This is a genomic window from Blautia sp. SC05B48, assembly GCF_005848555.1.
Taxonomy (GTDB): Bacteria; Bacillota; Clostridia; order Lachnospirales; family Lachnospiraceae; genus Blautia_A.
In genome coordinates this window covers 2,028,740-2,043,562 of record NZ_CP040518.1, presented here as the reverse complement: position 1 = coordinate 2,043,562, position 14,823 = coordinate 2,028,740, and the positions used below count along the sequence as shown (strand labels likewise).

The 14,823-nt window shown below is 47.2% G+C and carries 13 protein-coding genes; all 13 read right to left on the bottom strand.

Features of this window, described 5'->3' with window-relative positions; translation table 11 throughout:
* Positions 1–43: 43 nt before the first annotated feature.
* The 13 genes from ychF to EYS05_RS09320 all read right to left on the bottom strand — a co-directional run bounded on the left by ychF (position 44) and on the right by EYS05_RS09320 (position 14,714).
* On the bottom strand, positions 44–1,141 hold the full coding sequence (gene ychF, locus EYS05_RS09380) for a redox-regulated ATPase YchF (RefSeq protein WP_022426886.1): 1,098 nt from the start codon (positions 1,139–1,141) through the stop codon (positions 44–46).
* 145 nt (positions 1,142–1,286) lie between these two features.
* Positions 1,287–1,961, bottom strand: a complete 675-nt coding sequence (locus tag EYS05_RS09375; RefSeq protein WP_138277068.1) for a thiamine diphosphokinase — start codon at positions 1,959–1,961, stop codon at positions 1,287–1,289.
* Positions 1,962–1,963: 2 nt separating this feature from the next.
* Positions 1,964–2,638, bottom strand: coding sequence for a ribulose-phosphate 3-epimerase (rpe, locus tag EYS05_RS09370; RefSeq protein WP_015526113.1), 675 nt, complete (start codon positions 2,636–2,638; stop codon positions 1,964–1,966).
* Between the two features lie 3 nt (positions 2,639–2,641).
* Positions 2,642–3,520, bottom strand: coding sequence for a ribosome small subunit-dependent GTPase A (gene rsgA / locus EYS05_RS09365; protein ID WP_118368806.1), 879 nt, complete (start codon positions 3,518–3,520; stop codon positions 2,642–2,644).
* A gap of 2 nt (positions 3,521–3,522) precedes the next feature.
* Positions 3,523–5,730, bottom strand: coding sequence for a Stk1 family PASTA domain-containing Ser/Thr kinase (pknB, locus tag EYS05_RS09360; protein ID WP_138277067.1), 2,208 nt, complete (start codon positions 5,728–5,730; stop codon positions 3,523–3,525).
* On the bottom strand, positions 5,724–6,470 hold the full coding sequence (locus tag EYS05_RS09355) for a Stp1/IreP family PP2C-type Ser/Thr phosphatase (protein WP_118368808.1): 747 nt from the start codon (positions 6,468–6,470) through the stop codon (positions 5,724–5,726). Before EYS05_RS09355 ends, pknB begins: the two co-directional genes overlap by 7 nt.
* Position 6,471: 1 nt before the next feature.
* Positions 6,472–7,512, bottom strand: a complete 1,041-nt coding sequence (rlmN, locus tag EYS05_RS09350; protein ID WP_110102942.1) for a 23S rRNA (adenine(2503)-C(2))-methyltransferase RlmN — start codon at positions 7,510–7,512, stop codon at positions 6,472–6,474.
* Positions 7,513–7,518: 6 nt separating this feature from the next.
* Complete coding sequence (gene rsmB, locus EYS05_RS09345) at positions 7,519–8,871, bottom strand: 16S rRNA (cytosine(967)-C(5))-methyltransferase RsmB (RefSeq protein ID WP_118608183.1); 1,353 nt, start codon at positions 8,869–8,871, stop codon at positions 7,519–7,521.
* Positions 8,867–9,574: a zinc metallopeptidase gene (locus EYS05_RS09340; RefSeq protein WP_118512562.1), complete on the bottom strand. Its 708-nt coding sequence runs from the start codon at positions 9,572–9,574 to the stop codon at positions 8,867–8,869. The genes rsmB and EYS05_RS09340 overlap by 5 nt, the downstream gene beginning before the upstream one ends.
* Before the next feature lie 6 nt (positions 9,575–9,580).
* Positions 9,581–10,525, bottom strand: a complete 945-nt coding sequence (gene fmt / locus EYS05_RS09335) for a methionyl-tRNA formyltransferase (RefSeq protein ID WP_138277066.1) — start codon at positions 10,523–10,525, stop codon at positions 9,581–9,583.
* A gap of 12 nt (positions 10,526–10,537) precedes the next feature.
* Complete coding sequence (gene def, locus EYS05_RS09330; protein WP_021651614.1) at positions 10,538–11,011, bottom strand: peptide deformylase; 474 nt, start codon at positions 11,009–11,011, stop codon at positions 10,538–10,540.
* 12 nt (positions 11,012–11,023) lie between these two features.
* Entirely contained in the window at positions 11,024–13,243 is a 2,220-nt protein-coding gene (gene priA / locus EYS05_RS09325) for a replication restart helicase PriA (protein ID WP_138277065.1), read from the bottom strand.
* Between the two features lie 4 nt (positions 13,244–13,247).
* Complete coding sequence (locus EYS05_RS09320; protein ID WP_118368826.1) at positions 13,248–14,714, bottom strand: UDP-N-acetylmuramoyl-L-alanyl-D-glutamate--2,6-diaminopimelate ligase; 1,467 nt, start codon at positions 14,712–14,714, stop codon at positions 13,248–13,250.
* Between the last annotated feature and the right edge of the window lie 109 nt (positions 14,715–14,823).

Sequence of the window (14,823 nt, the reverse complement as noted above, 5' to 3'; positions counted from 1 at the left end):
TATAATTTTTCAGCTTACAGCCGGTATTTCACGACGTTGGTGATCACACGTTAAATCTGAATAAGATCACATCTCCGTCCTGTACAACGTACTCTTTTCCTTCCATACGTACAAGGCCCTTCTCTCTGGCACCTGCATAGGAACCGCAATCCAGAAGATCCTGATAATTCACAACCTCTGCTTTGATAAATCCACGTTCAAAGTCTGTGTGGATCTTACCTGCTGCCTGCGGTGCCTTGGTTCCGATCTTGATGGTCCATGCTCTTGTCTCATCTTCTCCTGCTGTCAGGAAGCTCATAAGACCAAGAAGGTGATAGCTTGCGCGCACCAGCTTCTCAAGGCCGGATTCTGTCAGTCCCAGATCCTCCAGGAACATCTTTCTCTCATCTTCATCCAGCTCGGAGATTTCTTCCTCGATCTGTGCACAGATCACAAATACCTCGCTGTTCTGTTTGGCAGCGTATTCCCGTACTGCCTGTACATACTGATTGTTCGCCCCATCATCTGCGATATCATCCTCTGCAACATTAGCCGCATAGATCACCGGTTTTGCAGTAAGAAGATTATAAGTTGCAAGCCATGCATCCTCGTCTTCGTTCTCTGTTTCAAGAGTAATGGCAAGCTGTCCCTCTTCCAGATGCGCCTTTACTTTTTCAAGGAATGTAAGCTCTTTGGCAGCTTCCTTATCCATACGTGCAGTCTTGGTAACCTTGGCAATTCTTCTCTCGAGGATCTCAAGATCAGAGAAAACAAGCTCCAGATTAATGGTCTCTATATCGCGGAGCGGATCAATGCTTCCATCTACATGAACAACATTGGAATCCTCAAAGCAACGTACTACGTGAACGATAGCATCTACCTCACGGATATTTGCAAGGAACTGGTTTCCAAGTCCCTCTCCTTTAGATGCGCCTTTTACAAGACCTGCAATATCGACGAATTCGATCACTGCCGGTGTTACTTTTTTTGATTTATAAAAATCTCCGAGAAGATTCAGTCTCTCATCCGGAACGGTTACAACACCCACATTGGGGTCGATAGTACAGAACGGATAGTTTGCGGATTCTGCTCCGGCTTTTGTCAGTGAATTGAATAATGTACTTTTTCCTACGTTAGGAAGACCTACGATTCCTAATTTCATCTCTCTATATACGTCCTTTCGATATATTTATTTACAGTATTTTTCAGATACTCTTTAAACAGGCCTTTCCGTTTTTCAGGCCATTCCTGTCCCATATTACCATACACAGCCTGAAATCGCAACTGTGAGGCATTTATTGTTACTGTCAGTCCCTGGACATGATCATCAGAAGCTGCCCGCTTTCATACAGAATCTCTGCGGTTTCTTCCGAAATCTCATTACTGACGGTCAGGCCACTGTCTTCTACTGTCAGATGATATCCGTTCAGAGGATACTTAAATCCCCTCAGAGTGAGGCCTGTCACATCACCTCCCACAGTAAAGAATGAAACATATTTTCCAAACTGCTCCTCTCTGTGCAGTAGGGTTCCGCTTTCTGCAAGTGTAATATAATTCCACTGATCTGCGATCGCAATGTGGACACCCTTTTCTTTCCCCATGGAAAGCAGTCCCAGATTCGCCAGCACATGATCCAGCCTTGTGCCGGTAGCTCCCAGGATCAGGATATCCTTTGCACCCCTGCGGATCATCTGATTTACCGCAGACTGTGTATCCGAATCATCCTTCTCAGGCTTCAGCCTGATGATCTCCGGTCCCTTCAGGCTTTCCATGTATTTTTTGCCTTCTTCGGAAAGACTGTCAAAATCCCCTACTGCAAGATCCGGAATAAATTCCCGGTTTTTCATAAACCATTCCATCCCTTTATCTGCAGCAACAAGAGTGATTTTCTTTCCTCGGCTCTCTTCTATTCTTTTTTTTAAAAAATCGAGGGCAAAACCATTCTGGATATTGCCCCCGCTGATTATTATTGTATCGATCATTTTCAGTCCAGCTCTTTTTTGATATTGTGGATTTTTTCTGTAATGTGTCTTACATTGGCTGCCACATCGCCCTTAAATACCCAGGAACCTGCAACCATGAGGTTTGCACCTGCACGCATAACAGTCTCCAGTGTATCATCATTGATGCCACCATCTACCTGGATATCAACATCCAGCTCTTCCTCATCAATAAGTTCACGAAGCTCCTGGATCTTCTCCGTGCATTCGTCCATGTATTTCTGTCCGCCAAATCCTGGCTGAACAGTCATTATCAGCACCATATCCACATCTTCAAGAAGATGGCTGATGTCATTTACCGGTGTGGATGGCTTGATTGAAACTGCCGCCTTTACGCCTGCTGCCCTGATCTGCTCCAGTGTACGTTCCAGATCCTCACATGCCTCCGCATGTACAGTAATGGAATCTGCTCCGCATTCTACAAAATCGCGGATATATCTTTCCGGTTCTGTTACCATCAAATGTACGTCGAAAAACATGTTGGATTCTTTCCGGATTGATTTGATCACTGGCATTCCAAAAGAAATGCTGGGAACAAAATCTCCATCCATAACATCAATATGCAGATATTCAACGCCTTCCTTTTCCAGAATTTTAATCTGTTCTCCCAGTCTGTTAAAATCTGCTGATAAGATCGACGGGCACAATCGGTATTCCATGACTCAGTATCTCCTTTTCTCTTTTAATTCCTGGTGCAGCTCCAGATAATCTTCATATCGGAGTCTGCTGATCTCATTGTTCTCAAGGGCTTCCTTAACGGCGCAGCCCGGTTCATGTATGTGACGGCACCCCTGAAAGCGGCACTGTCCTTCATATCTTCGGAACTCCGGAAAGTAATCCTTCAGTTCCTGCTCCTCCATATTTTCAATATATAAGGAGGAAAATCCCGGCGTATCCACAAGGAATGTATCCTGTGCCACCGGTATGATCTGTGCATGGCGCGTGGTATGTTTTCCCCGTTTCAGCTTACGGCTGATCTCACCGGTTTCCATCTCCACTTCTTCCTGAAGAGAATTGGTAAGAGAGGATTTCCCCACGCCGGAAGGGCCGGCCACAACGGTGGTCTTTCCCTGCAGGACCTCTTCAATCTCTGCAAGACCTTCCCCCTTCAGGGCACTTGACAGGATTACCTGATAGCCGCAGCTCTGGTATGTTTCACAGAGAAATTCCAGCTCTTCCATTGTTGCCAGATCTTTTTTGTTAAAACAGATGACTGCCGGAACACCTTCCCTCTCCATCATAATGAGGAAACGATCCAGAAGCATGAAGTTCGGCTTCGGATTATCCATGGCAAAGATCACCAGTGCCTGATCGACATTGGCCACAGCCGGACGGATCAGAGAATTCTTCCGCTTGTGGATCTCCGTCACACTTCCCTCCAGTTCCTTTTCATCCAGAACTGTAATGTCCACATTGTCACCTACCAGAGGCTTGAATTTATCCTTACGGAAAATTCCCTTGGCTCTGCATTCATATGTATTGCCGTCTTCTGCATATACGTAGTAGAATCCGGCAATACCTTTGATTATCTTTCCCTGCATGATCACTCAGCTTTCTTGAATGTAACCGTGTAGGTTCCAAGCTGCTGATAATCCCCGTCTACCTCCTCATAGAGATAGATGGTTCCTGAGGTAATGCCCTCAGCACCTGAGATATTAAGCTGATACGGGAAGCTGATATTCTGTCCGTCAATGATAGTGGATGCCTTAGGCTCACCGTTTACGTCCTGGATCAGTTCCAGACGAATTGCTCCTCCATTGTAACCAGACGGTGTATCCAGTGTCTGTGTACATTTCCAGCCTGTGTTTGCATTGACATCTGCTGTAGATGTAGTTGTGGATACTGTGCTGTCCGCAGATGCTGTACTGTCTGTGGATGCTGTGCTATCTGCAGATGCTGTGCTGTCTGTGGATGGAGCCTTGTCACCGGAGCTGATGGTAATGCTGATCGGCTGATCCGGGTCTGCTGCCGCATAGGCTTCCGGATCCTGTGCGATAACTGTACCTGCAGCTTCTGTACTCTGCTGTTCTGTTATCTGAATATCAATAAATTTACCTAAAATAGTAAGCGCAGCATCCTTGGTCATTCCTACAACACTCGGAACCTCAGCATTATCGCCATAATCAACCCCTCGACTGACTGTCAGTGTTACAGAAGAGCCTGCCTGCACAGAAGTACCTGCTGCCGGCTCGACATTGTAAACATATCCCGGATCTACCAGTGCATATCCGTTGTCATCTGTGTCACTGTATTCTTTCTGGACATTTACCTGAAGTCCAAGATCTTCCAGAGTCTGCTGTGCATCAATTCCTGTACGTCCATCCAGATCCGGGATCGTAACCTGCGCTGTTCCGGTGCTCACCCAGTATTTCACAGTTGTATTGGCTTCAACCTGTGTTCCCGCTGCTGTCTTCTGACGGGAGATCCTGCCTTTTTCCTGATCAGATGCCTCCTCACCGGCCATCTGGACACCCAGATGTGCATCGTTTGCAAGTGTTTTGGCCTCTTCCTCTGTTTTGCCTACAAGATCAGGAACGGTTGCCAGCCCGTCAGCTGCTGATTCCTGCTTCGCCTCTGCCTTGCTGCTGTCTGCAGTTCCGCTGCTGCCTGTTCCAAACAGTCCTGCGGCACGTCCAAGCACTACCACAAGAACGATCAGAAGGACTGCCCCGCCAATCAGTGCCGCAATAGTCAGGCCTCTTCCGGAACCATGATGCTTCTTTTTCTTTCCGGATCTATGCTCGGATCTCGGTCTGTATTCTTCCTCTGCATCATCGTAATCGTTATCGTCGTATTTTTCTTCCTCAAGTGTAGTGATCTCCGGTTTTGTGATCTGCTTCGGTGTATGTTTGATCTCACCAAGCTCTTCTTCTGAGATCACAACCGTCTTGGCATCGTTGTCAACTGTAGTAAGCTTTACAAAATCGCCCTGGGGATCGATCAGGGAATGTTTCAGGTCCGCGATCACATCCTCCATACGGCTGTAACGACGATCTACACTTTTCTGTGTACATTTCAGAATGATCTGCTCCAAACTGTACGGAAGATCCGGTGTATACACACTTGGCGGGACCATCTCTTCCTGCAGATGCTTGATAGCGATCGCCACAGTGGTATCTCCGTCAAAAGGAACTCTTCCTGTAACCATCTCATACAATGTGATTCCGAGAGAATAGATATCGCTCTTCTCATCACTATATCCGCCTCTCACCTGCTCAGGTGAGCTGTAATGTACAGATCCCATTACATTGGAGCTGATCGTATTGGAAGATGCAGCTCTGGCAATTCCAAAGTCTGTCACCTTTACTTTACCATCTGTGGAGATAATGATATTCTGGGGTTTCACATCTCTGTGAACGATACCATGGCTGTGTGCCGCCTCCAGCCCCATAGAAACCTGGATTGCGATACTTGTGGCCTCTTTAATGGAAAGCTTCCCCTTCTTGGAGATGTATTCCTTCAGAGTGATACCCTCGATCAGTTCCATAACAATGTAATAAACACCGCCGTCATCTCCTACGTCAAATACATTAACGATATTCGGATGTGTAAGACCAGCTGCCGCCTGGGCCTCACTTATGAATTTCTTTATAAACGTGGTGTCTTCCCGAAACTCCGGTTTCAGGACCTTCACTGCAACAAAACGGTTCAGCTTATGGTCCATAGCCTTATAGACATCTGCCATTCCGCCAGTTCCGATTTTTCCTACGATCTCATAACGCTCGGCTATGATCATTCCCGTCTTCAACATGCTTCCACCTCATTCGTGAATGGCTCTACCAGTACGACTGCAATATTATCCTTACCACCATTCTGATTTGCTTCCCGAAGGAGCGCACTGCCCTTCTGATCAATATCTGCTTCCGGATCGGATATGATCTCCTGGATCTTCTCATCTTCAACCATATTGCTGAGACCGTCTGAACACATCAGGATCGTACATCCTTTTTCAAGTTTCAGATCAAAGAAATCCACATCCACCGTTTTCTCTGCACCAAGTGCCCTTGTAATGATGTTCTTATCCGGATGATTCCGTGCTTCCGCTTCGCTGATCTCGCCCATTCTCACCATTTCCTGTACCAGAGAATGATCTCTGGTAACCTGGCGGATCCCGTCCTGGATCACATATAAACGGCTGTCACCCACATTGGCTACATAGGCATACTGATCTACAATAGTCGCCACCACCATAGTGGTTCCCATGCCCCGGAGGTTTTCGTCTTCCTGCGCACGGTTTCTGATCTCCGTATTCGCAGCTTCGATCGCATGACGAATAACCTTCACAGGATTGTAATCCGCATCTTCACGGATTTCATCCACAAGGATCCGTACTGCATGTGAGGATGCATAGTCACCGGCGTTATGGCCGCCCATTCCGTCCGCGACTGTGAAAAGATTAGGCAGATTCCCAACCGGACCTTCAGATACAAACACGTAATCCTGATTCATCTTACGCTTCTGCCCTACATCAGTAGCTGAGTATATCCTCATGTCACTTCTCGCTTTCTGTTTTTTCCATGTAACTTTTTCTTAGCTGTCCACAGGCACCGTCGATATCGCTGCCCATTTCCCTTCTAATAGTAACATTAATTCCGTATTTTTCAAGTTTTATTTTGAAATTCTCCACAGCCTGTCGAGTAGACCTCACATAGGAGCGTTCCTTGATGGGGTTGACCGGAATCAGATTTACATGGCAATTGATGCCTTTTATACGGCCGGCCAGCTGTCTCGCATCTTCTTCACTGTCGTTGACACCGGCTACAAGACTGTACTCAAAGGTGATCCTTCGGCCTGTTTTATCAAAATAATTTCTGCAGGCATCCAGAACCTCATCCATGGAATACTTATTCGCGATCGGCATCAATTCCTGTCGTTTTTCATCATTTGGAGCATGAAGGGAAAGTGCCAGAGTGATCTGAAGCTTTTCTTCAGCCAGATCATACATCTTCGGCACGATCCCGCAGGTAGAAACCGTCACATTTCTCTGACTGATCCCAAGACCGTTTTCGTCGGTAAGGATCCGGACAAAACGGACAAGATTGTCATAATTATCCATCGGCTCACCGGTTCCCATCACAACTACATTGGCCACACGTTCACCGGTATCTGCCTGGATACGGTAGATCTGATCCAGCATCTCGGACGGCTTCAGGCATCTGGTCAGTCCTCCGATGGTAGATGCACAGAATCTGCATCCCATACGGCAGCCCACCTGAGAAGAAATGCACACAGAATTTCCGTGGTGATACCGCATGAGAACACTCTCGATCACATTTCCATCTTCCAGCCGAAACAGATATTTTCTGGTTCCGTCAATTTTTGAGATTCTTACATCTGCCTGGGTCAGCGCTGTGATCGGATAAGCCGAAAGCTTTTCCCTGAGGCTTTTGGAAAGATTTGTCATTTCATCCCAGGAGGTAACCAGCCGCTGGTGAAGCCATGCATAGATCTGTTTCGCCCTGAAAGGCTTTTCACCGATCTTTGTCATGAATTCCTTCAATTCCTCCATGGTCATGGATTTTACATCTGTCATTTTCTGTTATTTCCTTCTGAATCTGGCAATAAAGAATCCATCCGTCTTATGTATTCCCGGCAGAAGCTGCAGATAGCCAAGCTTCGTGGATTTACAGTGCAGTTCCTCCGGAATATACGGATCCAGGCTTTCCAGCCGGTACGGATAGTTCTTTAAAAACCATAATACATTTTCTTCGTTTTCTTCCCGGGCAATGGTACATGTGCTGAAGATCAGCGTTCCATCCGGTTTCACATACTTTGCAGCCTTATCCAGGATCATTCTCTGGAGCATTACGATCTCTTCCTGTTTCTGCGGAGTTGCCCGGTATTTGATTTCCGGTTTCTTGCCGATAACACCATAACCGGAGCACGGTACATCCGCGATCACAATATCCGCAGCCTGTTCGGAATCCGGATCATATACCGTTGCATCTTGAACTCTGGCTTCCACGTTGATCACTCCGGTCCTGTGGATGTTTTCTTCGATAAGATCTGCCTTATACTGACTTACATCTCTGGCATCCACATTTCCGTAATCCCCCATTTTGTCTGCCGCATGGATGCTTTTTCCACCTGGCGCAGCGCACATGTCGATGATATGGTCGCCTTTTTTCGGACTTGCAGCTTCCGCTACAAGCATAGAGCTTACATCCTGCACCAGGATCTTTCCCTGAAGGAATGTCTCTAGTGTCAGAATATGATTGTAATCGGAAATCTTCAGTGCATAGGGAAGATAAGGAGCCTGTTCTACTGTCACTCCCTGAGACTTCAGACTGGTGACGATTTCTCTCAGAGACGCCTTATGAGTACGGCACCGTACTGTGATCGGTCTTTCTGTCAGAAAATCCTCCAGGATCCTCTCCGTAGTCTTCACTCCGTAGGCTGCTTTCCATTTTTCTACCAGATATTCCGGCATGGAATATTTCACGGAAAGATAACGGACTTCGTTTTCTTCCCTGGAAGGAAGCTCCAGATCACCGATCTCTCTTGCGATCGTACGGAGCACCCCGTTGACAAAGGGTTTTAGATTATAAAAGCCTTTTCGCTGTGCCAGCTTTACCGCTTCATTGCATACTGCACTGTCCGGAACACTGTCCATAAATTTCAGCTGATATACCGCACTTCTCAGGATCTCGCGGATCTGCGGTTTCATCTTGTTTACAGAAACCTTGGAAAAAGAATCGATGACATAATCAATATAGATCCTGTATTCCAGGGTTCCCTCACATACTCTTGTAATAAAGCTACGTTCCTGTTTCGGAAGAAACTGATATTTGGAAAGCGCATTCCGAATCGCAATATGGCTGTGCTCCCCCTCCTCCTCGATCTGTAACAGGATCTCAAGAATCAGTTCTCTGGTATTTACTCCGCTGCTAATCACGATCTCTACCTCCTGCAAGGATAATCAGTCTCAGAAGCTGCAGAATGGATGCCGCCAGAGCTGCCACATAGGTAAGCGCTGCCGCTGTAAGTACTTTTCTTGCACCCTTTTTTTCATCTACACCTAAGATACCTGTACTTTCCAGCATTTTAAGCGCTCTGGAAGACGCATTGATCTCAACCGGAAGTGTCACCAGCTGAAACAGTACTGCCAGTGAAAACAAAACAATTCCCAGAGTTACCAGCGGATCAATGGAAAAGATCAGCCCTGCGATAAACAGCGGCCACGAAAGCTGGGAACCAATATTTGCGGCAGGTACAATGGCTGAACGGATATTCAGTGGTGCATAATTGATTGCATCCTGGATCGCATGGCCACATTCATGTGCTGCCACCCCCACAGCCGCCAGAGAATTTCTTCCATAAATATCTTCTGAAAGGGAAACCGTTTTCGTTCTCGGATCATAGTGATCCGTAAGACTTCCGCGGATCGGAACCACCTGTACGTCTGTGATCCCTGCTGCTCTCAGGATTCTCTGTGCAGCTTCCGCACCGGTGATGCCAGAATGACTCCGTACCTTTTTATAGACTGCAAAGGTACTGCGCAACTTTGCGGATGCCGCAAGAGAAAGAAGCATTCCGATCACAAGTAAAAGAATCGTGGGGTCCATTCCCCATCCGTAATAACCATATCCGTACATAACTCATCACTCCCTGGAATCTCTGAACATGTCTCCTGGTTTCAACTGATATCCCCGGAGGAACGCATCCGCTTCCATGCGTTTTTTGCCTTCCAGCTGCACTTCATGGAGCACGAGTACCTTCTGGCCGCATGCCACCTGGATTCCTCCTTTGTCAGCGGCTATCACAGTTCCAGGTGCTTCCTGTGCCTGTTTTTCCAGAACAGAGCTCTTCCAGACCTTCAATGTTTTTCCATTGATAAAGGTAAAAGCGCTTGGCCATGGATCAAGGCCTCTTACCAGACGCTCCAGTTCTTCCGCATTTTTGCTGAAGTCCAGAAGTCCCATTTTTTTGGAGATCATGGCAGCATATGGTGTCGGACTCTCCTCCGGCTGTTTCTCGCGGGTTGCAGTTCCGTCAAAAATGGACGGTAAAGTCTGTACCAGAAGCTCTGCACCTGCCTGTGCGAGCTTATCAAACAAGCTTCCACCTGTCTCATCTTTGGCAAGCGGAACCACGATCCTGGAAATCATATCACCGGTATCCAGACCGGTTCCCATCTGCATAATGGTAACGCCGGATTCTTTTTCACCGTCGATCACCGCCTGCTGGATCGGTGCAGCTCCACGATATTTAGGAAGCAGAGACGCATGGATATTGATACATCCGAATCTCGGCATATCCAGGATACTCTTTGGAATGATCTGCCCGAATGCCGCAACAATGATGATGTCCGGTGCAAGATTTTTCAGTTCTTCCACAAATTCAGGATTTCTTACCTTCACCGGCTGCAGTACCGGGATCCCGTGTTTCAGTGCTTCTTCTTTTACAGGAGTAGGCATCATAGTTTTGCCTCTGCCCTTCGGTTTGTCCGGCTGTGTGATCACAGCCTCCACTTCATATCCGTTCTCTGCCAGTGCTGCAAGAGGCGCCACCGCAAAGTCCGGAGTTCCCATATAAATAATCTTCATAGTATCCCGCCTTTAGTCTTCTTCATCATAAGTTACCTTGTGAAGTTCTCCCTCCACAAGTTCTGTATACATTTTTCCATCCAGATGGTCAATCTCATGACAGAACGCTCTTGCCAGAAGGCCCTCTCCCTCGTAGATCTGTTCGTTCATATTTACATCAAGTGCTTTTACCTTCACATAGTTCGGACGTGTTACCTGTCCTGCCATTCCCGGAACGCTCAGGCATCCCTCGTCACCGGTCTGCTCGCCGCTTGTCTCAAGGATCTCCGGATTGATCAGCACGATCGGGCCCTCACCTACATCGATGACAACGATACGTTTCAGGATTCCTACCTGTGGTGCGGCGAGGCCAACACCCATTGCATCATACATAGTATCCAGCATATCTGTGATCAGTTCCCCGATCCTCGGTGTCATTTTGTCTACTGTCCGGGATTTTTTTGTCAGTACAGAATCCCCCTGTACACGGATTGTTCTAAGTGCCATTTTTCTTCTCCTTTAATTCATATCAAATTGAATGTATATTTTCCGGAATCCGGAATTTATCTCTATATATTTCTCCAGCTTCTCTCTGACTGCTGTGAGAAAACAGATATCCCTGTGCTTCAGATGGATCACCTGACGATAAACATCCTTTACCTTACCTACCGATGCAGCTGCAGGTCCGATCATGTGAAGCTCTTCCTTCGGACTTACCCTGCGGATAAAAACTTCTATATAATACATGGCATTTTTCAGAAGTTCTTCATCCTGGCAGGCGCCAAAAACAGTCATCATATGGGCTGCCGGCGGATAGTCCAGAAGCATCCGATACCCCATTTCTTCTTTATAAAATTTCTCATAATCCTGAATAGCCGCAGCCTGGATACTGTAATGCTCCGGCTGATATGTCTGGATCACCGCCTGCCCCGGGTGGTTCCCTCTGCCGGAACGTCCAACTGCCTGAGTCAGAAGCTGGAATGTACGCTCCCCGCAGTGATAGTCATCCATATTCAGCGAAAGATCTGCTGCGATCACTCCTACCAGGGTCACATTCGGAAAATCATGTCCCTTGACGATCATCTGGGTCCCCACCAGAATATCTGCCTCATGCTTTGCAAAAGAAGCCAGGATCTTCTCATAGCTGTCCTTGGTCCTTGTGGTATCAAAATCCATTCGAAGTACCCTGGCTTTCGGGAATTCTTTTTCAATGACCTTCTCGATCTGCTGGGTTCCTGCCTTAAATCCACCAATGTGCGGTGAACCACAGGACGGACAGATTTCCGGTTTCACAGTCTCATAGCCGCAGTAATGACAGATCAGACGATTGCCATTGTGTTCACTTAGAGATACATCACAGTGGGGACATTTCATAACGTGACCGCAGGCTCTGCAGGAAACAAAGCCCGCATATCCTCTCCGGTTCAGAAACAGCATGGCCTGTTCTCTTCTTTCAAGTACCTGCTCCAGATCCTTCTTCAGCTCCAGACTCAGCACCGAGCGGTTCCCTTTCTTTAATTCTTCCCGAAGATCCACGATTGATACCTGTGGAAGCGGTCTTTCCTCATAACGTGCATTTAACTTTACCAGAAGATATTCTCCGTCACAGGCATGACTGTAGGCTTCCAATGACGGAGTGGCTGATCCCATGACCACGCGGGCATGTTCCATCCGCGCCCTCTCAATGGCAGTCTCACGTGCATGGTACCTTGGCGTATTCTCACTTTTGTAGGTGGGTTCATGCTCTTCGTCGATAACGATCAGTCCCAGATCTGAAAACGGTGTGAACAGTGCGGATCTGGGTCCTACCATCACCTGGATCTCACCACGTTTTGCTCTTTTGAACTGATCATAGCGTTCTCCCTGGGAAAGTCTGGAGTTCAGAACCGAAACCTTATCTCCGAACACGGCATAAAAGCGCCTGACTGTCTGATAAGTAAGCGCGATCTCAGGAATCAGCACGATCGCCTGTTTTCCCTTCTCCAGTACCTTCTGGATCAAGCGCATATAAACTTGGGTCTTTCCGCTTCCGGTCACTCCGAAAAGAAGTGCAGGCCTTGGGTCCGGCTCCTGCCATTCCCGAAAGATCTGCTCTGCTGCCAAAAGCTGTTCCTGGTTCAGACTCAGTTCCATGTTCTCCTTCACCAGGCCGAGCCCCTCGGGAATGCGATACATTTCCTGACTTTCAATGGTTATCAGACCTTTTTTTTCAAAAAAATCAAGAACGGAAATGCCGGCTCCAAGTTCTTTGGAGGCATAAGTATAATCCAGGCTCCCGGCTTCCAGGATTGCCCGAAGAAACCGCTCACGTGCTTTAAAGCGGCTGCCTTCCAGCTTGCCAAGAAGTGCCTGACCCTCTTCCTTTTTTCCTGTAAAAAAAATCAGCCTTTTCTCTTTTGCACGGACCTTGTCTTTTACAGGCAGAACTGTTTTCAGTGCCTGGATCATGGTGGAACCATAGGTCTCCTTCATCCAGGCCGCAAGTGCGATCAGCCGGGATTCTGTTGTCTCACTGTCTGTGGACACTCCCCGGATCTCCTTGATCTTTGACGCATCATATTTTGCCGTTCCGGAGATTCCGGTCACATAGCCTTTCCGAAGGGTATTTCCCTTTCCGAAGGGCACTGTGACCACAACTCCGGGTTTTATTGCCTGCACCAGTTCCTCAGGTACACGATACTGAAAATCCCGGTCCAGCTTTTCATGAGAAATATCAATGATCACATCTGCATAGATCATCCATTTACGCTTTCTGATCTTCTTCCAGGATCTCCCGGATCAGTACGCGCTCATCCATGGGATATTTCTTTCCCTTGATCTCCTGGTAATCCTCATGGCCCTTTCCGGCAAGGACGATGATATCTCCCGGCTCACCATGATGGATCGCATAGGCGATCGCCTCTTTACGATCCGGGATCTCTACATATTTTCCGTCTGTTTTTGCCATTCCGATCTTGATGTCATCAATGATGGCCTGTGGATCCTCATCTCGCGGATTATCCGAAGTGATGATTGTCAGATCTGCCATCTTTCCTGAAACCTCACCCATCTCATAACGACGCAGCTTGGAACGGTTTCCGCCACAGCCAAACAGGCATACCAGTCTGTGCGGGTCATATTCCTTCAGTGTTCCGAGAAGACTCTCCAGCGCCATGGCATTATGTGCATAATCAATCATCAACGTAAATTCGTCAGATACCTTGATCATCTCAATACGGCCTTTGACCCTGGCCACCTTCAGAGCTTTGATGATATTCTCCTCGGATACTTTAAAATGACGGCAGATGGCAATGGCAGTCAGAGAATTGTAAATGCTGAACTTACCTGGAATATCAATCTCCACAGGAAAATCCATAAGTCCCTTAACATGATAGGAAATTCCCAGATAGCCCTTTCTTCCAACGAGTCTGGCGTCCTCTGCACGGAGATCTGCTTTTTCGGAAAATCCATAGGTTTCAAGTTTACAGGTATGGCCTTCGATAATGCGGTCAAAGTGTTCATCGTCACGATTTACGATACCAACCTTGCACTGCCTGAGAAGCATGGATTTGCAGTGCAGATAATCATCAAAGTCCTTGTGCTCATTCGGTCCGATATGATCCGGTTCAATATTTGTGAAAATTCCAAAATCAAACACAAATCCCTGAGTCCTGTGAAGCATCAGTCCCTGTGAGGAAACCTCCATAACGACCGCATCGCAGCCTGCTTCTACCATATCATGAAAATATTTCTGTACCATATAGGATTCCGGTGTCGTGTTGGCTGCCGGGATATGCTTCTCCCCGATAACAGCCTCGATGGTTCCGATCAAACCAACCTTATATCCGGCATTTTCAAGGATCGATTTCACCATATAGGTTGTAGTTGTTTTTCCTTTGGTTCCGGTAATACCGATGGTTTTGAGCTTTTCTGCCGGATGTCCGAACCATGCTGCTGAAATAAAGGCCATGGCGTAACGGGTATCCTCTACCTGGATCACTGTCACATCCTCCGGTACCTCCACCGCTTCTTCCACGATGAGTGTCTTCGCACCCTTTGCCACAACATCAGGTATAAATTTATGTCCATCCACGACCGCACCTCTGATGCAGATAAAAAGGCTCCCTTCTTCTACTTTGCGGGAATCATATACAACAGAAGAAACCTCCTGCTCTGTACTTCCCTGAAGGCATTTGTATTCAAGATGTTCCAATAAGGATAAAAGATTCATTTTTCTCCTCCATTTTCCCTTTTTCCGTTCTGACGGGCAGCACACCGGAGGCGGGAAATATACTATTTTTGTTTTCTGTACATACCATATAGAATAGCACACCTCCCCC